The 22567-nt window shown below is 70.6% G+C and carries 23 protein-coding genes; 19 read left to right on the top strand and 4 right to left on the bottom strand.

Going from position 1 to position 22567, the window contains the following annotated elements; translation table 11 throughout:
• Positions 1 to 60: 60 nt before the first annotated feature.
• Together OHA68_RS21470 and OHA68_RS21475 are read right to left on the bottom strand one after the other, a co-directional pair.
• Positions 61 to 1560, bottom strand: a complete 1500-nt coding sequence (locus OHA68_RS21470) for an AAA family ATPase (protein WP_327109219.1) — start codon at positions 1558 to 1560, stop codon at positions 61 to 63.
• A 235-nt stretch (positions 1561 to 1795) separates the two neighbouring features.
• Positions 1796 to 2617 (bottom strand): helix-turn-helix domain-containing protein, encoded by an 822-nt coding sequence (locus OHA68_RS21475; protein ID WP_327109220.1) that lies wholly within the window; start codon positions 2615 to 2617, stop codon positions 1796 to 1798.
• Between the two features lie 135 nt (positions 2618 to 2752).
• On the opposite strand from OHA68_RS21475, the gene OHA68_RS21480 reads away from it, so the two are divergent.
• Positions 2753 to 4060, top strand: a complete 1308-nt coding sequence (locus OHA68_RS21480; protein ID WP_327109221.1) for an FG-GAP repeat domain-containing protein — start codon at positions 2753 to 2755, stop codon at positions 4058 to 4060.
• 34 nt (positions 4061 to 4094) lie between these two features.
• On the opposite strand, the gene OHA68_RS21485 is transcribed toward OHA68_RS21480, so the two are convergent.
• Entirely contained in the window at positions 4095 to 5147 is a 1053-nt protein-coding gene (locus tag OHA68_RS21485) for a Glu/Leu/Phe/Val dehydrogenase family protein (protein WP_327109222.1), read from the bottom strand.
• Positions 5148 to 5288: 141 nt separating this feature from the next.
• On the opposite strand from OHA68_RS21485, the gene OHA68_RS21490 reads away from it, so the two are divergent.
• The 3 genes from OHA68_RS21490 (at position 5289) to OHA68_RS21500 (ending at position 7334) form a co-directional block, all read left to right on the top strand.
• Positions 5289 to 5723, top strand: a complete 435-nt coding sequence (locus OHA68_RS21490) for an Lrp/AsnC family transcriptional regulator (RefSeq protein ID WP_189138632.1) — start codon at positions 5289 to 5291, stop codon at positions 5721 to 5723.
• Positions 5720 to 6505, top strand: coding sequence for a helix-turn-helix transcriptional regulator (locus OHA68_RS21495; protein WP_327109223.1), 786 nt, complete (start codon positions 5720 to 5722; stop codon positions 6503 to 6505). Before OHA68_RS21490 ends, OHA68_RS21495 begins: the two co-directional genes overlap by 4 nt.
• Positions 6506 to 6575: 70 nt before the next feature.
• Entirely contained in the window at positions 6576 to 7334 is a 759-nt protein-coding gene (locus tag OHA68_RS21500) for a glucose 1-dehydrogenase (RefSeq protein WP_327109224.1), read from the top strand.
• Here the strand turns inward: OHA68_RS21500 and OHA68_RS21505 are convergent.
• Positions 7300 to 8220: an EamA family transporter gene (locus OHA68_RS21505; protein ID WP_327109225.1), complete on the bottom strand. Its 921-nt coding sequence runs from the start codon at positions 8218 to 8220 to the stop codon at positions 7300 to 7302. The genes OHA68_RS21500 and OHA68_RS21505 overlap by 35 nt on opposite strands.
• Before the next feature lie 35 nt (positions 8221 to 8255).
• On the opposite strand from OHA68_RS21505, the gene OHA68_RS21510 reads away from it, so the two are divergent.
• From OHA68_RS21510 to OHA68_RS21580, 15 genes are all read left to right on the top strand, one after another.
• Entirely contained in the window at positions 8256 to 8738 is a 483-nt protein-coding gene (locus OHA68_RS21510; RefSeq protein ID WP_327109226.1) for an Lrp/AsnC family transcriptional regulator, read from the top strand.
• Between the two features lie 205 nt (positions 8739 to 8943).
• Positions 8944 to 9450: a SigE family RNA polymerase sigma factor gene (locus OHA68_RS21515; RefSeq protein WP_327109227.1), complete on the top strand. Its 507-nt coding sequence runs from the start codon at positions 8944 to 8946 to the stop codon at positions 9448 to 9450.
• The gene (locus tag OHA68_RS21520) at positions 9447 to 10535 is read left to right on the top strand and encodes a hypothetical protein (protein ID WP_327109228.1); all 1089 of its coding nucleotides are present in this window, start codon (positions 9447 to 9449) and stop codon (positions 10533 to 10535) included. The genes OHA68_RS21515 and OHA68_RS21520 overlap by 4 nt, the downstream gene beginning before the upstream one ends.
• A 36-nt stretch (positions 10536 to 10571) precedes the next feature.
• Positions 10572 to 11804, top strand: coding sequence for an MFS transporter (locus tag OHA68_RS21525; protein WP_327109229.1), 1233 nt, complete (start codon positions 10572 to 10574; stop codon positions 11802 to 11804).
• 877 nt (positions 11805 to 12681) lie between these two features.
• Positions 12682 to 13257, top strand: a complete 576-nt coding sequence (locus OHA68_RS21530) for a PadR family transcriptional regulator (protein ID WP_327109230.1) — start codon at positions 12682 to 12684, stop codon at positions 13255 to 13257.
• A gap of 28 nt (positions 13258 to 13285) precedes the next feature.
• Positions 13286 to 14068, top strand: a complete 783-nt coding sequence (locus tag OHA68_RS21535) for an SGNH/GDSL hydrolase family protein (RefSeq protein ID WP_327109231.1) — start codon at positions 13286 to 13288, stop codon at positions 14066 to 14068.
• An 80-nt stretch (positions 14069 to 14148) separates the two neighbouring features.
• On the top strand, positions 14149 to 14325 hold the full coding sequence (locus OHA68_RS21540; protein ID WP_327109232.1) for a hypothetical protein: 177 nt from the start codon (positions 14149 to 14151) through the stop codon (positions 14323 to 14325).
• Positions 14326 to 14328: 3 nt separating this feature from the next.
• A complete protein-coding gene (locus OHA68_RS21545) occupies positions 14329 to 14679 on the top strand; it encodes an ArsR/SmtB family transcription factor (RefSeq protein ID WP_327109233.1) in 351 nt (116 codons plus the stop codon).
• 118 nt (positions 14680 to 14797) lie between these two features.
• Positions 14798 to 15208, top strand: a complete 411-nt coding sequence (locus tag OHA68_RS21550) for an NADH-quinone oxidoreductase subunit B family protein (protein ID WP_327109234.1) — start codon at positions 14798 to 14800, stop codon at positions 15206 to 15208.
• Positions 15205 to 17220: a proton-conducting transporter transmembrane domain-containing protein gene (locus OHA68_RS21555; protein WP_327109235.1), complete on the top strand. Its 2016-nt coding sequence runs from the start codon at positions 15205 to 15207 to the stop codon at positions 17218 to 17220. The genes OHA68_RS21550 and OHA68_RS21555 overlap by 4 nt, the downstream gene beginning before the upstream one ends.
• Positions 17217 to 18149 carry a respiratory chain complex I subunit 1 family protein gene (locus tag OHA68_RS21560; RefSeq protein WP_327109236.1) on the top strand — a complete coding sequence of 311 codons (933 nt, stop codon included), beginning with the start codon at positions 17217 to 17219 and terminating at the stop codon, positions 18147 to 18149. Before OHA68_RS21555 ends, OHA68_RS21560 begins: the two co-directional genes overlap by 4 nt.
• Before the next feature lie 7 nt (positions 18150 to 18156).
• Entirely contained in the window at positions 18157 to 18816 is a 660-nt protein-coding gene (locus OHA68_RS21565) for a hypothetical protein (RefSeq protein ID WP_327109237.1), read from the top strand.
• Complete coding sequence (locus OHA68_RS21570; RefSeq protein WP_327109238.1) at positions 18816 to 20270, top strand: proton-conducting transporter transmembrane domain-containing protein; 1455 nt, start codon at positions 18816 to 18818, stop codon at positions 20268 to 20270. The genes OHA68_RS21565 and OHA68_RS21570 overlap by 1 nt, the downstream gene beginning before the upstream one ends.
• Positions 20267 to 21727 carry a hydrogenase large subunit gene (locus OHA68_RS21575; protein WP_327109239.1) on the top strand — a complete coding sequence of 487 codons (1461 nt, stop codon included), beginning with the start codon at positions 20267 to 20269 and terminating at the stop codon, positions 21725 to 21727. Before OHA68_RS21570 ends, OHA68_RS21575 begins: the two co-directional genes overlap by 4 nt.
• Before the next feature lie 503 nt (positions 21728 to 22230).
• A complete protein-coding gene (locus tag OHA68_RS21580; RefSeq protein ID WP_327109240.1) occupies positions 22231 to 22566 on the top strand; it encodes a MerR family transcriptional regulator in 336 nt (111 codons plus the stop codon).
• Position 22567 lies beyond the last annotated feature (1 nt).

Here is a 22567-nt window from a genome sequence, read left to right on the forward strand (position 1 = left end):
TGGCCAAGCGGGAGGGCGACGCGCTGATCGTCAGCGCGCTGGAAGTGCTGAGCGTCCGTATTATGCGCGCAGGACGGTGACCTGGCGGCCGGACGGGGTGGTCGTCTCTTCGAAACCGCCGCGTTCGTTCCAGGTTGGGGCTTCGGGGCGCCGGTCGAAGATGACGAGCACGCCGGTGGAGAGGGTGAGCCGGTCCAGGTAGCGGTCGAGCTGTGCCAGGCCGTCGGGCTTCGGGTCGTGCTCTCCGGCTCGCCAGACCTTCAGTTCCATGGCCTCGCGTTGTATCAGCCGTTCGCCTTCTGGGCCGGTGTGGGGCCAGCGGATGAGCACGTCCAGGCGTTTGGTGCCGGCGGCGTACTCGCGGTCGAGCTGGCCGCCGCCGTTGACCAGCCGGTGCAGGAAGGCCATGAGGATGATCTGGCAGGCGGCCTCGTGGTAGCCCTCCTGGCGGATGAGCACCTCGCCGTGCTCGCGCCAGAACACGACGAACTCTCGCAGCAGGCGCGGCAGGTCGAATCGGCCGTCCGGCAGGACGAAACTGTACGGATCGGCCATCACGTACTGTTCCGCCGGATCGCCCAGCACCCGCAGGATGACCTCCCGATAGATCGGGTTCGCCACCTTCAGCGGAGGTCTCTCTCTGATCAGGCCCAGATCGCGGACGTACGACAGCGCGTCGGAGAAGGTGAGGTCGACCTCGGGGAGCGACCCGGCCACGATCGGTTCGATCACCCGCTTGACCCGGGGCTCGTGCAGCCGGGCCACCAGCGCGTCCAGGTGGGTGGCGCGCGCCCGGATCAACCGCTCCTTGGCCGTATCCACCTGCCCGGCGGCGATGTCGCCGGTCACCGCCATTTTGAGGGTGATCTCGTAGGCGAGGGCGTTGACCAGCCAGGGTTGTCCCTGGGTCAGCTCGAAGACCCGGTCCACCGCGTCCTTGGTGAACTCCTGGCCGGTCGCCTGGGTGTGCTGGTCGTAGAGCTCGGCGATCTGGTCGGTGTTGAAGTCGCCCAGGCGTAGTGATTCGGCGATGATGTTGAAAGGGCTGGCCGGGTTGGACCGGCCCGGGTCGCCGCCCGAGGCGACCTTGTAGTCGCGCAGGTCGCGCAGTCCGCACAGCACGACGGAGACGGGGAACGGATGGCCCTCGGGCCGCGCGTTGTGGCCGTCGCGCAGCTGGCTGAGGATGCTGACCAGGCTGTTGCCCTGCAGGGCGTCGACTTCATCCATGAACAGCACCACCCGGCGCGGGCAGCGGCGGCACCACTCGCTCAGCGCCGCGCCGAAGCGGCTGCCCGGCGTGACCTGCGGCCAGGGATCCGGCGGCAGCAGCTCATCCGGCCATCCCCACCGCGTGGCGGCTTCGCGGATGGCCTGCAGGAGCATCTCCTCGGCGGCGGCGTAATCGTCACCGGCCGCCTTGGCGCGCTCGCAGGAGAACATCAGAGCGGCGGTGTCACCCTCGGCGGTCAGCTCGGCGGCCAGGGTGCGCAGCGCGGTCGTTTTCCCGGTCTGCCGGGGCGCGTGCAGGACGAAATAGCGGTCCATCTCGATGAGCACCCGTGCCCCAGGGAGCCGTGGCGTGGGGGGCAGCATGTAATGGCGTTTCGGATCGCACGGGCCGGTGGTGTTGAAGAATCTCGCTCGCGGTGGGCTCACCGTCACATACTGTCATCGAGTCACCATGTCAGTCACTTGGTACGCTGATCTGCCTCGCACCCAATCCCGCCCGGTGAAGCTCTGCCACGGGTGGTGCGCCGCCGAGTGGTCGTGGCCAACCTGTACCTGCTTCGGCTCACGGTGCCGGCAGGGCGGCATCGTGGAGGCGCTCGGCATCGCCCGAGCCGGTTTCGGCTGTGAAGACGATGGCCCGCAGATCACCGTCGCGGAAGGTGAGGAGGTCGCAGTCAGCGGTGATCTCGCCCACCACCGGATGATCGATGGTCACCTGGTCATCGTGATACCGGGTCGTCGATCCGCTCTCCCAGAGCTCGCCGAAGGTCCCGCTCGCCCGCCTGAGATCACCGACCAGCGCCGCCACCTGGTCATCGGCCGGATAGCGCAGCAGGGCAGCACGGAGATCGGCCACCAGCGTCGATGCGAACCTCGCCCGCCGCTCGGGCGTCCGCCGTGTCGGCCCGGGAACCTCGGTGAAGGCACGCCATGCCACGTTGCGGTCCCATCGGTGCCCCGTCGACGGCCCGCACCGCAGTGCCGCCCAGGCCGGATTCCAGGCGAGCACCGTCCACGCGGCATCACACAGGCACACCGGCACGCCGTCCAGCCGCTCGAGCAGGCGTCGTGGTCCGGGACCGACGTGGCGTGGCACCAGCCCGTCGGCGGGAGCGTGTCCCGCGACCGCGCACAGGTACTCGTAGTCCGCGCGATCCAGTCCCAGCGCGCGGGACAAGGAGTTCACCACCCCGGCGGACGGGTGACCGCGCCCCTGCTCAAGACGCTTGATGTAGTCGACCGACACCCCGGCGAGCTCCGCCAGCTCCTCGCGGCGCAGCCCTTTGGCCCGCCGCCGTTCCCCTCCGCCGAGACCGGCCGCGACAGGGTCCGCCCGCTCCCGCCACGCTCGCAACAAAGTCGCCAGGGAACCATGCTCCAGCATGGACCCCATTCTGCCCCACCTGCTTCTTCCGGATCCGATCCCGATGAGCCGCCTGGTCGACCTCACAGGCGCTGATCGAACTTCCGGGCCGTGAACCAGAGCCATGACCCCGGGGAGGCGGGCACACTAGGTGCCGTGCCTGACCTGCGTAGAATGATGATCTGGCTGGCTTTGCCGGGCTTGCTGGCGGGATGTGGTGGTGGGCCGCAGCCTGAGCGCCAGGCCGCCTCCTCGGCCACGCCCACGGGTTCCGCGTCCGTCGCCGGCCCCACGGCCGCGCCCGAGGCTTCCGCGTCCGTCGCCCGTTCCTCGGGCGCGGCTCGTGCCGCTGCGGCGCGGGCCGACGACGTCAACGGCGACGGTCGCGCGGACCTGGTCGTCGAAGTCGACCTTCCCCGCGTGGACGTGCACGATCTCGTGATCGTCCACGGCTCCGCCCAGGGCCTGGACCGGCGCAGGCGGACGGTCGTCCCGTCGAAGACGTTCTGGTCCTGGTTGATCGACGTGGGCGTCCGGGCCGACCTGGACGGCGACGGCTTCGGCGACATCCTCGGCTACGGCCGGGCGAGCGACGCCGAGCGCATGCGTCCGCACATCTTCTGGGGCGGCCCGCGCGGCATCGACACCGGCCTGCCCCCGACCCCGATCCCGCTGCCCGGCCAGAGCGACGTGGCGTCGTACCGTACGGTCGCGGGCGACTTCAACGGCGACGGCGCCGCAGACGTGGCGATGTCCACCCCCAGCGGCCAGAACGACACAAGCCTCACCATCCTGTACGGCCCCTTCACCCGCGCGGGAGTCGCCGCCCGCGAGAGCGTCCAGCCGTCGCCGACCGGCTCGAACTTCTGGCGGATGACCGTGGACCGGATCGACGGGCGGCGGGCGACCGGGCTGATCGTCTACCAGGGCGACGACGGGGAGCAGACCTCCGGCTGGCTGCTCGACGCCGGGCCCGGCGGCCTGGCCAAGGAGGGGCGCAGGCTGAACAAGGGGATGGCGGCCGCGTTCGGTGACTTCGACGGCGACGGCACCAGGGACGTGGCCGTCGGCGACGACGGCAGCCGCAACGACGAGCCCGGATACGAGACCGAGGCTCCTTCGGTCGACAAGACGTTGACCGTCTATTACGGGGATGGCCGTACCCACGAGTTCACCGGCACCGCGGGCCAGGCGGTCGCCGGTGACTTCAACGGGGACGGCCGCGACGACCTCGCCTTCGGCGGGGCACGCCGTCCGATCCGCGTCTTCTGGGGCGGCACGGGCGGTCTGCGCGCTGGTGGCGGGATCGCCGGGGTGGGCGGGGCCGCGCCGCTGGCGGCGGGGGACTACGACGGCGACGGCGACGACGAGCTCGCCCTGGCCACCCGCGACAACTACAAGGTCGACGACTACGAGGTGATCGTCACGGACGGCAGGAAGGTGCTGAGCCGGTTCGACCTGTAGGGTCGGCCCGCCGCTCGGTGGAGCGCCTATAAGGTCAGCCTGCCGCTTGGCGGAGCGCGGCGGCGTCGGTGATGCGCCGGCGCGCCAGCTGGATCGCCGCCTCGTACGGCACGATCCCCGCCGCCGTGGCCTCGCCGTAGATGTCGGTCAGCCGGTCGCCGATCCGGAGGGTCGCGTTCCGTGCCTCGTCGGGGGTGCCGCCGCCCATGTCGATGATCGTGCCGTGGATGACGCCGCCCGCGTTCACCACGAAGTCGGGCGCCCACACGATCCCGCGCCGGGCGAGGTCACCGGCCACCGATGGGGAGGCGAGCTGGTTGTTCGCCGGGCCGACCACGGCGGCGCAGCGCAGCCGCGGCACGAGTGAGCCGGTCAGCATCCCGCCGAGCGCGGCCGGCACCAGGATGTCCGCTTCGGCGGTGAGTGCCGTGTCCGCGTCCACCCAGCGCGCGCCGAGTGTCCGGGCCAGCTCCTCGCGGCCGGGGTCGAGGTCGGCGACGGTCAGCTCGGCCCCCGCTTCGGCCAGCAGCCCCGCGAGCCGGCCGCCGACCTGCCCCAGGCCGACGATCGAGATCCGCCGCCCGGCCAGGGACGAGGTCCCGGCGAGGTGCCGCCAGGTCGCCTCGATGGCGGCGAACGTGCCCACCGCGGTCAGCTCCGACGGCTCGCCGCTGCCGCCGTGGTGGACCGGCAGGCAGTGCACCCAGGGGGTGCGCTCGCGGGCGACCCACATGTCCTCGGCGCTGGTGCCGACGTCCTCGCCGCCGTGGTAGCGCCCGCCGAAGCCCTGCACGGCGTCGCCGAAGTCCAGCAGGGCGGCCCGGCGGTCCACGTCGCGCGACGCCGTGCCCGGCGGCAGCACGATGACGGACTTCCCCCCGCCGAAGTCGAGCCCGGCCGCCGCGCACTTCAACGTCATGGCCGCCGACAGGGCGAGCGCGTCCGCCAGACCCGCACCCCAGTCCGGGTACGGCCACATCCGGCAGCCGCCCACCGCGTCCCCGAGGGCGGTGGAGTGCACCGCGATGATGATCGGCAGGCCGGAACGGGCGCCGGTCCGGATCACGACCTCCTCATGTTCCAGCACTGCGGCCTCCCTCATGACGTCGGAACGGGTGTGCATCGCATATCTCCAAAGGTCCGTTCGCGTGAGCTGCGACAAACGCTACGGCGGCCGGATGCGCAAGCAACAGCTACGAAAATTGCGACCAGTGTTAATTTCTTAATCGTGGATGCCATCGATCGTCAGATTCTTGACCAGCTGGTGCTCGACGGGCGGGCCAGCATGACCAAGATCGCAACTGTGGTCTCGCTGTCGGTGCCCGCCGTGAAGCGGCGGATCACCCGCCTGGAGCGGGACGGGGTCATCCGTGGCTACACCGCGATCGTCCAGGAGCCCGGCCCGGCCAAGATGCACGCGCTGGTGGAGTTGTTCTGTGTCGGGGACGCTCAGAGCCAGGACGCGGCGCGAGTCTTCGGGACGCGGCCGGAGGTGCGGATGGCGTTCACGGCCGCGGGCGACAGCGACGTGGTCATGCTGGTCCGGGTGGACGGCACCGACCACCTGGAGTCCCTGCTGCTCGACCTGCGCCGCCACCCGATGGTGCAGCGGACCCGGGCGCTGGTCCTGCTCAACAGCCTCGTCGACCGCCTCGCCCCATGAGCCCCACCCCTGCGGTGCGGCGGCGCCGCGAGCAGCTCAGCGACTTCCTGCGCACCCGCCGGGCGCGGCTCACGCCCGGCGACGTCGGCATGGTGGCAGTGGGCCGGCGGCGGACACCCGGACTGCGGCGGGAGGAGGTCGCGGCGCTGGCCGGCGTCGGCGTGTCCTGGTACACCTGGCTGGAGCAGGGGCGCGACATCAACGTCTCGGCCGAGGTGCTCGACGCGATCAGCCGGGCGCTGCGGCTGAGCGAGCCCGAGCGTGCGCACCTCTACGTGCTGGCAGGTCTCAACCCGCCACCGGCCGGCGCGGCCCGCGATGCCGAGGTCACCCCGGAGTTGCGGCGGCTGCTCGACGCGTGGACGCCCCGGCCCGCACTGCTGCGGGACCGGTCCTGGAATCTGCTCGCGGTCAACGACGCGGCGCGCACGGTGTTCGGCTTCGGCGACGCCGACCACAACTGCCTGATCTCGTTCTTCACCAATGCCCGATACCGCGGCATGCACGTGCACTGGGAGTCGGTCGCGCCGTCCGTCGTCGCCGCCTTCCGCGCCGATGCGGCGCGCGCTCCCGACGACCCGGAGTTCGGCCGGGTGGTCGACGAGCTGAACGTGCTGAGTCCCGAGTTCGCCGAGCTGTGGGCACGCCACGAGGTGGGCGTCCCTGGCCAGGCGGTGAAGGCGGTGCGCCATCCCGACGCCGGTGACCTGTTCTTCGACATGACGACCCTGGCCGTGGTGGACAACCCGGGCTGGTATCTGGAGCTGTACAACCCGCGCTGAGCCTGGTGCTGCGGGTCACAGGTTAAGTGCACTCTGGCCGCGCCACCCGTGAGTCGGCAGGCTGAGCCCCATGACGCGCACTCTCTCCCGATTCGACGACAAGATCGCACTCATCACCGGCGGCACGAGCGGCATGGGCCTGGCCACCGCCCGGAGGTTGCTCGCCGAGGGCGCCCAGGTGGTCATCACCGGGCGCGACCAGGTCCGGTTGGACGCCGCCGGCAAGGCTCTGGACGGCGGGGACCGCGTGCTGACGGTACGCGGTGACGTGGCGAGCCTGCCCGACCTGGACGCGCTGATGACCGCGATCCGAGACCGGCACGGACGGCTGGACGTGGTCTTCGCCAACGCGGGCATCGCCTCGTTCCAGCCGGCCGGCGAGATCACCGAGGCCGGGTTCGACCACATGGTGGACATCAACTTCAAGGGCGTGTTCTTCACCCTCCAGAAGAGTCTCCCGCTGCTGTCCGACCACGCGGCGATCGTGATCAACGCGTCGTGGACGCTGCACCACGGTCTGCCGGGCGCCTCCGTGTACGCGGCGACCAAGGCCGCGGTGCACAACCTGGCGCACACCTTCGCGGCCGACCTGGCGCCCAGGAGAATCCGGGTCAATTCCGTGAGCCCCGGCTACATCGAGACCGCGATGTTCCACGACAACATCACCGCCGAGGCGCAGGCCGCGGTCGTCGCCAGAGTGGCCGCCGCGCGCATCGGAACCGCCGACGACGTCGCCGACGCGGTGGCCTACCTCGCCTCCGATGAGGCGTCGTACGTCAACGGGCAGGACCTGATCATCGACGGCGGCCTGGTCGCGGCCGGCGCCTGAGGGCCGTCGCCCTTTCCGGAGGAGCGGGGAGCGGGCGGTGGAGAGCGACCGAGAGCACCGCCAGCCCGACTCCGGCGAGCTCGGCGAGTGAGGGAACCTGCCGAAGCACCACGACGCCGATCATCGTCGCCGTGGCGGGGAGGAGCGCCACCAGCAGCGCGTACGTGGCACGCGCCATCCGGGCCATGGCGAGCTGATCGCACACGTACGGGATCACCGACGAGCAGATTCCCACCCCGACCCCGGCGGCGAGCGTGACCGGGTCGATCAGCGCGGGAGTGGCCTGCCAAACGCCTATCGGCGCGACGAACACGCAGGCGACGAGCATGGCGGCGGCCAGTCCGTCGATGCCGCCGACGCCGGGCAGCCGCGCCGTACGGTGGGCCAGCACGATGTAGGCGGCGAACAGCACCGCGTTGACGAAGGCGAACGCCAGCCCCACCGGCTCCCCGTCCAGCCGGAAGCCGGTCAGCACGTAGACGCCGCCGACCGCCGCCACCAGTGCCACGAGATTGCGTGCCGTACGGGCACCGAACGCGGCCAGCACGATGACCGGCAGAAACTCGATCGCGGCGACGGTTCCCAGGGGCACGCGCGCGATCGCCACGTAGAAACAGACGTTCATGGCCGCGAGCACCGCGCCCCAGGCGATGATCGTACGGCGGCCCTCGGCGTCGAGCCGGGCGAGGGTCCGCCAGGGCCGGCGCCAGAGCGCGAAGACGAGTGCGGCGCTCCAGATCCTCAGGGACGCGACCCCGAGCGGGGCGAGCCTGGCGAACAGGAGCACGGCGAAAGCCGGGCCGAGGTAGTGGAAGACGGCGCTGCCGACGAAGTAAGACCATGGAGGCGCCGTGGGGAGCGCGGCGCGAGGACCGGTGAGCGGCATGGCATCCATCGTTGGCCAACGCCTAATTTAGGAGAATGGCGAATCGAAGGATCAGGCCCGAGCGGGCGTACGAACCGAAGGAAATGGACCCTCTCGACCTTCGTATTCTCACCGAGCTGCAGGTCGACGCCAGAGTGAGCTTCGCCGAGCTGGGCCGCAGGGTCGGGCTGTCGGCTCCCGCGGTGGCCGACCGGGTGCAGCGGCTGGAGGAGACCGGAGTGATCGTCGGCTATCGGGCCGAGGTCAACCCGCGGGCCCTGGGGTTCCCCGTCACGGTGATGGTCCGGATCCGTCCGGCGATCCGCGAAGTGCACCGCATCTCCAAGATCGCCCAGGAGGTGCCCCAGATCGTCGAGTGCTACCGGATGACCGGCGACGACTGCTTCTACTTCACGATGCACCTACGGACGGTCGACGAACTCGAACCGATCCTCGACCTGTTCACCCCGTACGGCCACACGACCACGTCCCTCATCCACACCGCCCCCGTGCCACGCCGCCCCCTGCCCCTGGAATGAGCCAAGGGCGAGGGGGCTTTCACCAGCGACATTCCGGGCGACGATCAGAACGCGGCGTTCGACCGGGCCGGGCGTGTGACGCCGGTCGCTGCTCGTAGGGGGGTCGGTATGACGGGCCTGCTCCCGTCGCCGCCTGTTGCGTGACTGAGGAGTGTGCAACCTTCTGCCCGGCCGGTGGCGTTGGGAACGGGTGGAAGGAGACACATTGGATCGTCACGACGGCTTCCGCGAGTTCGTGCTGGCCCGCCAGCAATCGCTGATGCGCACCGCGTACCTGCTCACCGGGGACGCCCACCTTGCTGAGGACCTGCTGCAGAGTGTGCTGGCCAAGGTCGTAGGGCACTGGCCCAAGCTGTCCAAGGAGGGCAATCCCGAGGCGTACACCCGCAAGGCGCTGGTCAACCAGTACATCGCCTGGAAGCGTCGCTCGCGTCCCGAGTCACCGAGCGCCTATCCGCCCGAGTCAGGCATGTCGTACGACGATGCCACGCTGGATCGGATCGTGCTGCGGCGGGTGCTGGCCAAGCTGACCTGTAAGCAGCGCGCCATGATCGTGCTGCGCTTCTGGGAGGACCTCACCGAGGCTCAGACGGCCGAGGTGCTGGGGTGCTCGATCGGCAACGTCAAGAGTCAGACCCATCACGCGCTGGCTCGGCTGCGGATGCTGGCGCCCGAACTGGTGGATGTGCGTATGGAGGAGGTCACCCGATGACGAGGCTGCGCAGCGCCCTGGCGGGCCTGGCGGAAGAGGCTCCGCTGGTGAGTCTGGCCGATGCCGCCATCGCGGGCCACCGGAGGAGGCGGCGTACAAGGCTGGCGCTGACCGGCGTCGCCGCCGTGACGACTGCGGCGGCGCTGGTGGTGACGGTGGCGGCCGGGGCGGTGGTCCTGCCGCGTGGCGCCGATTCGGCCACGGCGGCGGTGCCAGATCTGCCCGACGGCAAGGTGGGCGCGATCAGCCGGGCGTACCTGACGCCGTGCGAGGTCGGCAAGAAGACGAAGAGAGTCGACTGCGGCGCCGTGGAGTGGCGCGTGGTCACCCGGAGCGGCAGGACGTACGGGGTGCCGCAGGCGCTCACCTCCTCCCGCGATGATCCGCATGTGCCGGTCGCGATCAGCCGGGACGGGCGCATGCTCGCCTACTACAGCCGCGCCGCCCAGGCGCACGTGGTCCGGGACCTGGTCGGCGGCGCCGAGGTGACCTCTCCCGTCAAGGTGGAGGAGGACCGAATCGGCGTCGGCTCGATGCTGGCGCTCTCCGACGACGGCCGCTACCTGGCGTTCGACCCGCGGGAGGGCAGCAAGGAGCCGGGCCTGCTCGTCGACGTGCGCACCGGCAGGACGGTGTCGATCCCCGGCAAGTACGAAGTGATCAGCATCAAGGACGGCGCCGCCGAGCTGATCCGCTACCGCAAGACCGACCTGTGGCTGATGCCGGTCACCGGTGGCGGCAAGCCGGTGCGTTTCGACGGCACCTTCATCATGTTCAGCGAGATCGCCCCCGACGGCCGTACGGTGGCGGCGGTCGAGTTCGCGGAGCTCAATAAGCGCAGGCTCACCCTGCTCGACGCCAGCACCGGGCGAACCCTGCGCAAGGTGTCCATCGGTGGACTGCCTAAGGGCAGCGGGATCGACGGCACCGGCATCTGGCTGAGCCGGAAGGAGGTCACGGTCGTCGTCAGCGGCCGGAGCGGGGGTCACTCCTATGCTCTCGACGTCACCACCGGAAAGGCTCGCCGCTGGGCCGACCTCGGGCCGGCGCGGAAGCATGCCACGGTCCTGCCCGGGGTCAGCTGATGCCTGCGATAACTGTCGGTGCGTCACCGTAGGTTCGTGGCCGACATCCCCGTCGGCCATGGAGATCAGCTCATGCACACACTCGCGCCCCGTGAGCGCCTGCCCAAGGGCATCCGGCTGCTCATCGTGGCGCGGGCGGTCAACCGGCTGGGGGCGTTCTCGCTCTCCTTCCTGACGGTCCTGATCAGCACCGACTTCGGGGTGAGCGCCGCCACGGCCGGGCTGGTCTCCGCCGCCTTCGGCCTGGCGACCGTGCCCTCCCGGCTGTTCGGCGGTTATCTGGCCGATCGGCTGGGGCGGCGGCGCACGATCCTGCTGGGGCTCACCGGCTGCGCGGTCGCCCAGCTCGGCATCGCCGCCGCCGGCTCGCTGCCGGTGATCGCCGTGTTCGCGGTCCTGCTGGGGCTGGTCTTCGAGCTGTTCGAGCCGCCGAGCCAGGCGATGATCGCGGACGGCGTACGCGCGGCCGACCGGACGAGGGCCTACAGCCTGCTGAACGCGGCGCTGGCGGCGGCGGGCATGGGAGCCGGGTTGATCGCGGCGAGCGTGGGGCGGTGGGACCTGCGGTGGCTGTTCGTCGTCGATGCGCTGACGTGCCTGGCGTGCGCGGTCATCATCGGCCTCGTCGTCCCCCCGGACGGCCCCCGGCGCGGCCGGGCGACGCCGGTCACCTCGTCCTCGGCCTGGCGGGACCCCGCGCTCCTCGCCATGCTCGGCTGCGGCACGCTCCTCGCCCTGATCTACATGGTGATCATGATCCTGCTTCCGCTCGCCCTGCCCGCGTACGGTCTGCAGGCGGCCGACGCGGGATTCCTCTTCACCGTCTCGGCCCTCACCATCATCGCCGGGCAGCCGCTCCTCCGGCTGAGACCGGTGGCCGCGTTACCCCCGGCCGCGGGTCTGGCGGCGGGCGCCGCGTTCATGGCGGCCGGCCTGGCCGGTTATGCGCTCGCCCCCACCCTGGCCGGTAACGCGCTCGCCCCTGCCCTGCCCGCTCTGGCGGTGGCGACCGTGGTGTGGAGCGTCGGTGACCTGCTCATCATGGGCCGTGCCTACGCCATCGTCGCCGGCCTCGCGCCGCCGGACGCCCGGGGGCGCTACCTTGCCGTGTTCGGGACCAGTTGGGGCTTCGCCACGGTGGCCGCGCCCCTCGCGGGCACCCAGCTTCTGGAACGGCTGGGGGCGCAAGGGCTGTGGGTCTGCCTGGCGGGCGCCTGCCTGGTGCTCGTCGCCGCCTCGATGAGCGTTGGACGGCTGATCGAGGAGTGACCGCGTCACCTTCCAGCCACAGTCAACAACGGCCGTGGGAGAAGGAAAAAAGAATAGTCCGAACGTAAAGACGTATTTCCTGATGGCGACCATTTGCGCAAACAGATTCCGGAAAAAAGTTTCAAACGTTGGAACTGTATTCGACGGTCGAAAAAATATCCCGTCGTACGTCTTGACGTTTTTCGATTACGGCGAGGCAAGATAAGAAGGAGGAAACGAGCAGCGGGAGGATTCCATGCTCAAAGAAGTATGCGCTATCAGCGCCCTTGTGGTTGCTGCCATCGCTCCTTCGACCGCCTCGCAGGCGCAGAACGCGCAGGTCAACACCGTAGGCGCATCCGCGACGTCCACCTCGCTCAGCGGATGTACATCCAGCAGCGCGCCGTGCAGATGGATGTCGGAGGGCGACAGGCGATGTTTCTACTGCAAGCAGTCGAAGAAACAGGGAGGGGGATGGAAGCGTCAGTACTGCGAGCAGAAGAACCGCGAGCCCAGAGGCCCGCTGCAGCTCGAATGCTCGAAGAAGGCGGCGCCGACCGCGACCGACCCTAAGCGCGTCTGCGAGACGTGCGTGAACCAGAAGACCGGTAGGGAAGTCTCTACGAGATGTTTCACGGGGCCCTAAGGTTCCGGCAGATGCTTCTGGCGGTCCCGAGGAGCTTCGGCGAGACTCGAGGACTGCGGGGGACGGCATCGATCGGTCGTGTCCGAGGCCTGATGCACAGTGTTCCCCCTGCCAGGACAGTGAGTGCGGGGCGCCTCCTCAGGTGTCCCGCACCCGTATGCGGGCTTATCGCTCGGGTCGGTCAGCTCCGCTGCCGCCTACAGGCAGCCATTTTCCTTGACTAATCATGGAATTGGGTAGACAGTCCGTTCTATGGCATTACGGCATGCGGTACTGGCGGCGATGCTGGACGGTGGATTCTCCGGCTACCAGCTCGCCAAGATCTTCGATGTGGGCGTGTCCAACTTCTGGTACGCCTCCCCGCAGCAGCTCTACGCCGAGTTGGCGAAGCTGGAGAAGGCCGGGATGATCGCCGGTGAGCAGGTCATCCAGCTCGACCGGCCGAACAAGCGGATCTTCACGGTCACCGAGGCGGGCCGGGACGAGCTGGCCGCCTTCGCCGCCACCGCGTCCAAGCCGCTGTCGATGCGCGACGACCTGATGGTGAAGGTCCAGGCCGTCGACCAGCTCGACCCGGCCCCCGTGCTGGCCCAGCTCGACGAACGGGCCGTCGAGGCGTCCGCCAAGCTGGCCCTGTTCGAGCGGGGCATGCGCGGGCTGCGCGGCGACCTGGCCGAGGAGGAGTTCCTCCGCACGTCCCCCCGGATCGGCCCGTACCTGACCTATCTGGCCGGATGCCGCCTGGAGCGGGAGATGCGCGACTGGTGCCTGACCACCGCCGCCCTGCTCCGCTCCCGTACGACCAGCCACCGCGAGGAGACGCGATGACCCCCTACAGCCACCGCGAGGAGACGCGATGACCCTCTACAGCCGGTACGTCGCGTTGGGCGACAGTCAGACGGAGGGCCTCGGTGACGGTGACGAGATCCGTGGCTACCGGGGACTGGCCGACCGCCTCGCCGAGCACCTGGCCGCGGCGTCCCCGGAGCTGCACTACGCCAACCTGAGCGTACGAGGGCGGCTCGCCTCGCAGGTCCTCGCCGAGCAGCTCGCGCCCGCGCTGCGGTTACGGCCGGACCTGGCCACGGTGATAGCCGGGATGAACGACCTGATCAGGCCCGGTTTCGACGCCGGGGCGGTGGCCGCGAGCCTGGAGGAGATGTTCGCCGCGCTCACCGGAGCAGGCGCGCACGTCCTTACGGTGACATTTCCGGATATCGGGAAGATCGCGCCCTTAGCCCGGCCGCTGCTGCCCCGCGTCCTCGCCCTCAACGAGCACATCCGCCAGGCCGCCGCCCGCCATGATGTCACCGTCGTCGACACCTTCCCGCACGCCTTCGCCACCGACGCCAGGATGTGGAGCTCCGACCGGCTGCACGCCAGCCCGCTGGGGCACGCCCGGATCGCCGCCGCCTTCGCGCACGCGCTCGGCCTGCCCGGCAGCGACGACACCTGGCAGGCCCCGCTTGACCCGGTCCCCCCGCCGGGCCGGCTGCGCGCCACAGGGACGGAGGTCCGCTGGATCGCCGGCTTCGCCGGGCCGTGGGTCTACCGCCGCATCAGGGGCAGATCCTCCGGCGACGGCCGCATCGCCAAGCGCCCCGACCTCGGCCCTGTACTGCTCTCCAGCGAAGAGTAGATCTTCAGGATCATGTATTGAAGAAATTCTAAATTGCTGGAAGCATCGCCTGCGCTAGTTCCTCAAAGGAGGAGGCAAGCGTGGAAGACTTCGCAGGTGGTGTACGACGCAGAGTGCGTGACGCATGTGCGGCTCGGCGCCTGGCGCTGGATGTGGGTGACCACTATGCGGCGCGGGTGCACACGGCGGATCTCGAAGAGATGCTCCGTCTGGCCAGGGAGCACGGCATCGTGGTGGCTCCCGATGGAGAAGACTGACGGATGTCCGTTCCGCTGTATCAGGTGAAAGCGGAATTTTTCCGGACACTGGGTCACCCGGTGCGGATCCAGGTGCTGGAACTTCTCCAGGACGGACCGCGATCGGTTCGCGACCTGCTCGACGTCATCGAGGTCGAGCCGTCCAACATGTCGCAGCATCTGGCGATGTTGCGCAGAACGAGGATCGTGGTGGCCACCCGCGAGGGCGCCACCATGGTCTACTCCCTGAGCAGCACGGACGTGGCCGAGCTGCTGCGCTCGGCGTGCCGGATTCTCGCCGACATGATCGTCGGGCAGGGCGAGTTGCTGGCAGAGCTGCGGGAAGCGGAGAACAGACGCCCCCGGCCTGGATGACCTGGCCCGTGACCTCTGCATGGACACAGACCCGGGAGTCTCGATGGCAAGTTTGTGGCGGAAAATCAGGAAAACAGGCAGGGTTGCCGAGAAGGCGCCAGAACGCGAGCCGGGTGAGATGCCGGCGAAGGCGGCGGAATTCGGCGGCTCGGTGCAGATCCGGCATGTGGCCGCAGGCTCGTGCAACGGCTGCGAGGTGGAGATCGCCTCGGCGTTCGGGCCGGTGTACGACGCCGAGCGGTACGGCGCGCGCCAGGTGGCCTCGCCCCGGCATGCCGACGCGCTGCTGGTGACGGGGCCGGTGACGCGCAACATGGAGATGGCGCTCCGCCGCACCTACGAGGCGGTGCCGGAGCCGCGCCTGGTGGTCGCGCTGGGTGACTGCGCGCGCGACTGCGGGGTGTTCGCCGAGGCGTACGGCGTCGCGGGAGCGGTCCGCGATGTGGTTCCGGTCGACGTCGAGGTGGCCGGCTGCCCGCCCAGGCCGGAGGCGATCGTCGAGGCGCTGCGCGGGTTGACCGGCCGATGACAGGCTCGCTGTTCGTCGCCGCGCTCGGGCTGTGCCTGGGGACGGCGCTGGTCGCGCTGGTGACGCCGGCTCGCGCCCGCCCGCTGGTCGCCGGCCTCGGTACGGCCTGCGCCGGTGCGGCCGGCGTCGCGAGCGGCGGGGCGGCTCTGCTGGGGGAGCGGTGGGCGCTCTGGCTGCCCGACCTGCTGCCGCTGGCGGGCGTCCGACTGGTGCTCGACTCGCTGGGTGGCGTGTTCGTCGCGGTCACCGGCGCGGTGACGGTGTGCGCGGCGATCTACGGGATCGGCTACGCGCGTCCCGCGCACGGGCACGCCCTGGACAACCGGGTGGTGCAGGCGGCTGTGCCGCTGTTCTCGGGCGCGATGCTGCTCGTGCCGGCGGCGGCCGGCGTCAGCACGTTCCTGCTCGCCTGGGAGCTGATGGCGCTGACCTCCCTGGTGCTGGTGGTCGCCGAGCACAAGAGCCGCGCCGAGGTGGCGTCGGCCGGAGTCTGGTACGCGGTCATGACCCACCTCGGCTTCGCCGTGGTCCTGGCCGGGCTCGCCCTGTTCGCCGCGGGCGCGGGCGGTGAGTCCTTCGACCAGTTGCGGGCCGCCGAGCTGTCCCCGGCGGTGCGGAACGTGGTGTTCCTCGCCACCCTGGCCGGGTTCGCGGCCAAGGCGGGGATCGTCCCGCTGCACGTGTGGCTGCCCCGGGCGCATCCCGAGGCGCCGAGCCACGTCTCGGCGCTGATGAGCGCGGCGATGGTGAACATGGGCGTGTACGGCCTCGTCCGCGTGGGCCTGGACCTGCTGGGCGGCGGCCCGCAGTGGTGGTGGCTGGCGGTGCTGGGCCTGGGCGCGGTGTCGGCGCTGTACGGCATCCTGCAGGCGGTGGTCTCGGCCGACCTCAAGCGGCTGCTGGGCTACTCCACGACGGAGAACATGGGCCTGGTGCTGGTCGGAGTGGGCTCGGCCGGGTTCTTCGCGGCCTCGGGCACCCCGATGCTCGCGGGTCTGGCGTTGACCGCGGCGCTGCTGCACGTGGTCAACCACGCGGGGTTCAAGACCTTGCTGTTCCTCGGCGCCGGATCGGTGCTGCGCGCCACCGGCACCAGGGACCTGGACACGCTGGGCGGGCTGCGTACGCGCATGCCGTACACCACGGTGCTGTTCGCGATCGGCGCGCTGTGCGCGTCGGCGCTGCCACCCGGGAACGCGTTCGTCAGCGAGTGGCTGCTGTTGCAGAGCTTGGTCCACGCGCTGCCGTCCTCCGGTGTGATGGGGACGGTGACGATGCCGCTGGCGGTGGGGGTGATCGCGCTGTCGGCGGGGCTGGCCGTGGCCACGTTCGTCAAGGCCTTCGGCATCGGGTTCCTGGCCCGCGCGCGGAGCCCGGAGGCGGAGCGGGCCGTGGAGAGCCCGGCGCCGATGCTGGCGGGCATGGGCGTGGCCGCCGCGAGTTGCGCTCTGCTCGCGCTCGCTCCCGCGCTGGTCCTGCCCGCCCTCACGACGTCGGTGACCACGGTGCTGCCCGGGGTGCGGCCGGTCTCGGGGCTGGTGACCCTGCGGCTGACCGGGGTGCTGGGGGCGATCTCGCCGCTGCTGATCGCGGTGGCGCTGGTGGCCGCCGTCGTCTCCGTCCTGGCCGTGCTCCGCCTGGTGGCCGCCCGCCGGGCGCGGCGGGCGGCACGGCTGTGGGACTGCGGCGCGGGACCGATGTCGCCTCGGATGGAGTACACCGCGACGTCCTTCGCCGAGCCGCTGCAGCGGGTCTTCGACAATGTTCTGGCTCCGGAGAGCGATGTGGACGTCACCCCGATGAAAGAGTCGGCTTACCTGGTGGAACGGGTGGAATTCCATGCTCGCGTACCGGATCGGGTGGAGCGCAGGCTGTACGACCCGGTGCTGGCCGCGTTCGCCGGGCTCGGCCGGTTCGCCACCGGGCTGGCCACCGGCAGCGTGCACCGCTACCTGGCCTACGGGTTCTACGCGCTGATCGGTGTGCTGATCGTGCTGGCGGTGCTCCAGTGACGGCGTTCCTGCAGGTGTTTCTGGTGGTGCTCGGCGCGCCGGTGCTCATCGGGATGATGCGGCAGGTCCGGGCCAGGCTGGAGGGCCGGGCCGGAGCCGGGATCCTGCAACCGTGGCGGGACCTGCGCAAACTGGTCCGCAAGCAGCCGATCACCCCGGCCGGCACCGGTTGGCCCTTCCGGCTGGCGCCGTTGCTGCTCAGCGGCAGCACGCTGGTGGTGGCGGTGATGGTGCCGCTGATCAGCACGGACTCGCCACTGATCGGCCTGTCGGACCTGTTCGCCGTGGTCGCCCTGCTCGCGCTCGGCTCCGTGGCGCTGGCCCTGGGCGGGCTGGACACCGGGACCGCGTTCGGCGGGATGGGCGCCAGCCGCGAGCTGACCGTGCTGGCGCTGGTCGAACCGACCATCCTGGTGTCGATCTTCGCGCTGTCGGTGCGGGTCGGCTCCACCGATCTGGGAGCGATCGTCACCTACGCCGTGCGGGACCCTCTGGCGGTCTTCTCACCGGTGAGCCTGCTCGCCGCCGCCGCGCTGGCCATCGTCACGATCGCGGAGACCGGCCGCGTCCCGGTGGACAATCCCGCCACGCACCTGGAGCTGACGATGATCCACGAGGCGATGGTGCTGGAGTACGCCGGGCCGGATCTGGCCCTGATCGAGTGGGCCTCGGCGGCCCGCCTGTCCGTCCTGCTGGGGCTGCTGGCCGGCCTGTTCACGCCGTGGGGCATCGCCACCGCCGGGGCCGGCCCAGCGGCCGTGCTGGTGGCCGTCCTCGTCCTGGTCCTCAAGGTGGGGGTGCTGGGCGCCCTGCTCGCGGCGGGCGAGGTGTTCATGGCCAAGCTCCGGCTGTTCCGGGTGCCCGAACTGCTGGCCGGGTCCTTCCTCATGGCGCTGCTCGCCGTCGCCGCCTCCTTCTTCCTGGCCTGAGGATGACATGAGCGATTCGCTGTACGTGCTGCTCCTCGACCTGACCTGCGGGGCGTTCCTGCTGGCCGGGGTGCTGGTGCTGTGGAGACGCGACCTGGCCGCCATCGTGGGGCTGTTCACCCTGCAAGGGATCGCCCTGGCCGCCCTGGTCGTCGTCCTCGGGGTCCACCAGCGCGAAGCGGAGCTGGTCGTGGTCGGCCTGGCCGTCGGGGCGCTGCGCGCCGGGCTGCTGCCGTACCTCATGCGCCGCGCGCTGGTCGCCGGCGGCGAGGTGCGCGAGACCAGGCCGCTGGTCAACGTGTCCGCGTCCCTGCTGGTCACGGCCCTGATGGCGATGCTCGCCTACGCCGTCTCCCAGCCCCTGATCCGCCTTTCGCCCACCCCGGCCACCCAGGCGGTGCCGATCGCGCTGACCGTCCTGCTGGTGGGCTTCTTCGTGCTGATCTCCAGACGCCGGGCGCTGTCGCAGGTGGTGGGTTTCCTGCTGATGGACAACGCCATCACCGCGACCGCCTTCCTCACCACGAGCGGGGTGCCGCTGGTGGTCGAGCTCGGCGTGTCCCTGGACGTGCTCCTGGCCGTCCTGGTGCTGCAGGTGCTCACCATGCGGATGCGAGCCGCGTTCGGCGGCACCGACCTTGACGAGTTGCGGGAGCTGCACGACTGATGACGTACCTGGTGATCGCCCCGATCCTGCTGCCCGCTCTGGCCGCGTGCGGGTACGCCCTGTTCGGCTGGCGTGGGGCGACCGTGTGGCTGGGCGCGGGCGCCGCGGCCGGGCTGCTCGCCTGCGCGGTGGCGCTGGCCGCCGGCGCGCCCGTCACCTTCCTCGGGCTGCTGCGCGCCGACGCGCTCAGCGCCTTCATGCTGGTCGTGGTCGGCGCGGTGGCGCTGATGGCGATGCTGGCCGGCCCCGCCTACCTCGCCGGGGAGCTCGCCGCCGGGCACATCGGCCCGCGGGACTCCCGCCGGTACGGCGTGCTCACCCAGGCGTTCGTCGCCACGATGGCGCTGGCCGTACTGGCCGCCAACCTGGGCGTCCTGTGGGTCGCGATCGAGGCGACCACCATCCTGACCGCGTTCCTGGTGGCCTTCCACCGGACCAGGCAGGCGACGGAGGCCGCGTGGAAGTACGTCGTCATCTGCTCGGTCGGCATCGCGCTCGCCCTCCTGGGCATCGTGCTCGTGCACTACGCGGCCCTGCACGCCGGCATCCCCGCCGCGGGCGCTCTGGACGCCGCGACGCTGGCGGCGCACGCGGCCGACCTCGACCCGGGAGTGACGCGGATCGCGACCGTGCTCATCGTCCTGGGCTTCGGCACCAAGGCGGGACTGGCCCCCTTGCACGCCTGGCTGCCCGACGCGCACAGCCAGGCCCCGGCCCCGGTGTCGGCGCTGATGTCCGGAGTGCTGCTGTCGGTGGCCTTCTACGCGATCCTGCGCGTGAAGGTGATCGCCGACGTGGCGCTGGGGCCGACGACCATGCGCGTCCTGCTGGTCACCGCCGCGCTGGCCTCGCTCGCCGTGGCGGCCGCGCTGCTGCTGGCCCAGCGCGACTTCAAGCGGCTGCTGGCCTACTCCAGCATCGAGCACATGGGCCTGCTCGCGCTGGGCGCGGCGATCGGCGGCCGTCTCGCGCTGGTCGCCGTACTCCTGCACATCCTCGGACACGGGCTGGGCAAGGCGGCGTTGTTCCTGTCCTCGGGGCAGATCAGCCAGGCCATCGGCAGCAACCGCGTCGCCGCCGCCCGCGGGCTGCTCGCTCGGGCCCCGCTGGTGGCGGGGGCGTTCACCGCCGGGCTGCTCGCCATCCTGGGGCTGCCGCCGTTCAGCCTGTTCGCCAGCGAACTCGGCATCGTCAGGGCCGGTTTCGCCGCCGGTCTGGGCTGGGCGATCGGCCTCGCGCTGGTGCTCATGCTGGTCATCGTGGCGGCCGTGGGACAGCATGGGCGGCGCATGCTCCTCGGCGCGTCCGCCGAGCCGGTCATCGTGGCCGCACAGCCCGCCGCCGTCGTCCCCATGATCGCCGGACTCGCGGCGTGCGCGCTGCTGGGCGTCACGACGGGCCCGCTGAACTCCCTGCTGGGGGCCGCCGCCATCATCGCCGGAGCGACACCATGACCCATCGCGTCATCATCGACCTCGACCCGGACTCGCTGCCCGCCGAGGCGGCCGAGCTGTTCGCGAACGGCCACCGGCTCGCCCTCGTCGCTGCCCGCGAGATCGACGTGGTCTACCTCTTCACCGCGACCGGCCCTGATCGGCGCACCGAGCTGCGGGTACGGCTTCCGTCCGGCGAACCGGCCGTCCCGAGCCTGGCGGGGCTGTCCTTCCCGGCCGGGCGGTTCGAGCGGGAGATGCGTGACCTGTACGGCATAGAACCCCTGAACCATCCGCTGCCCCGTCGTCTCGTCCGCCACCACCACTGGCCGCGCGGCTGGTATCCGATGCGGGCCGACGCCGGGCCGCCCCCCTCCTTCAGCGACCCGGAAGGCCCCTACCCCTTCGTCACGGTGGAAGGGCCCGGCGTCTATGAGATCCCCGTCGGCCCTGTGCACGCCGGCCTCATCGAGCCCGGCCATTTCCGCTTCTCCGTGGTCGGTGAGAGCATCCTCAAGCTCAAGGCCCGGCTGTGGTTCGTGCACCGGGGCATCGAGAAGCTCTTCGAGGGCCGCACTCCCGCCGACGGGCTGGAGCTGGCCGAACGGGTCAGCGGTGACACCTCGGCCGGGCACGCCCTGGCCTACTGCCTGGCCGTGGAGGAGGCGACGGGCACCACCGTGGCGCCGGAGGTCCAGCGCGGCCGGGCCGCACTGCTGGAGCTGGAGCGCCTCTATAACCATGTCACCGACCTGGGCGCGCTCTGCAACGACGTCGCCCACTCCATCCTGCACGCGCACACCGGGCGGGTACGTGAACAGCTGCTGCGCGTCAACGACCAGGTCACCGGGCATCGGCTGCTGCGCGGCGGCATCACCCCCGGTGGCGTGCGGCTGCGGGCCCTGCCCGATCCGGACGTCCTGGCGGCCATCGGCGCCGACGTGGCGGAGATCGCCGACCTGGCGCTCGGGCACACCGTCGTCGCCGACCGGTTCACCGGCACCGGCATCCTGCCGCCGCGGGCGGCCCGCGACCTGGGCACGCTCGGGTACGTCGCGCGGGCCAGCGGCCTCGATCTCGACGCGCGCCGCGACCACCCCTTCGTCGATCTGGGCCCGTTTCCCGTCGCGACCAGGACCGATGGGGACGTGCTGGCTCGTTTCCAGGTCCGCGCGCAGGAGATCGGCACCTCCATCGAGCTGATCACCCGGCTGCTCGGCGGGATCGCCCCCGGCACGGCGGGCGCGTCGCTGTCCCAGGACACCGCCTCCGGGGTCGGCATCGTGGAGGGCTGGCGTGGCGCCATCGTGCACCGGGTCCAGCTCGCCGCCGACGGCACCCTCGCCCGGGTCAAGATCGTCGATCCGTCGTTCGTCAACTGGCCCGCGCTGCCGATCGCGCTCAACGGGGCGATCGTCCCCGACTTTCCGCTGGTCAACAAGAGCTTCAACCTGTCCTACGCGGGCAACGACCTCTGACGGGCGGCCGCGGCAGACAGTCCGCCATGGCTGGTGGCGAAAATCTGTAGTGGCGGGAGTAGACATTGGTGGCTGAGGGGGCTAGTGTTTCTCTCATCGCAAGGAACGCAACGGGCAGCAAGAGTAAGCACCACGACGAACTGCCCGGAAAAGACGGAAGTTCAGGCAGAAGGTCGGACGAGACGGGCCAGCGCAGTGGCAAGGGGCCCAGACCGTGGACGCGCTGCCGAAGGTGAAGTTGGACAGCAGTTTTCAGGAATATGAAGAAGGGAGTGTTGAACGCCATCAGGATCGCTCGTCGGTTGTGTTTCGCCGTGCGGGCGCCGGAGCTCCACAGATAGGACGGTGGTCTACGGTTACGCATCCAGGATCCCGCATCACCGCTGAGTACGGCGGACGCGGAAGACGGTAAGTCGGCCAACTGGCCGGTAGATGGTGTTTGAACCTCTTCGGGCCCCGGCGCACAGGCGCCGGGGCCCCTGTTCGCGTGTTGAAAGGGATCTATGGATCAAACCAACCCAGCAGCCGTAGTCAGCGCCGAGGACCGCTTCGACGATGAGGACTACCCCGCCTACAGCATGGGCGCGGCCGCGGAGATGCTCCAGGTCACTCCCACGTTCCTGCGAGCCCTGGGTGCCGCCAAACTGATCGAGCCGCTCCGCTCCGGCGGCGGTCACCGCCGCTACTCCCGCTATCAGCTCCGCCTCGCGGCCCGCGCCCGGGAGCTCGTCGACCAGGGCACCCCCGTCGAAGCCGCCTGCCGGATCATCATCCTGGAAGACCAGCTGGCCGAGGCACTGCGCATCAACGCCGCCCGGGAACGCCCGGCCGGAGACTGAC

The organism is Nonomuraea glycinis, from assembly GCF_035920485.1.
Lineage (GTDB): Bacteria > Actinomycetota > Actinomycetes > Streptosporangiales > Streptosporangiaceae > Nonomuraea > Nonomuraea glycinis.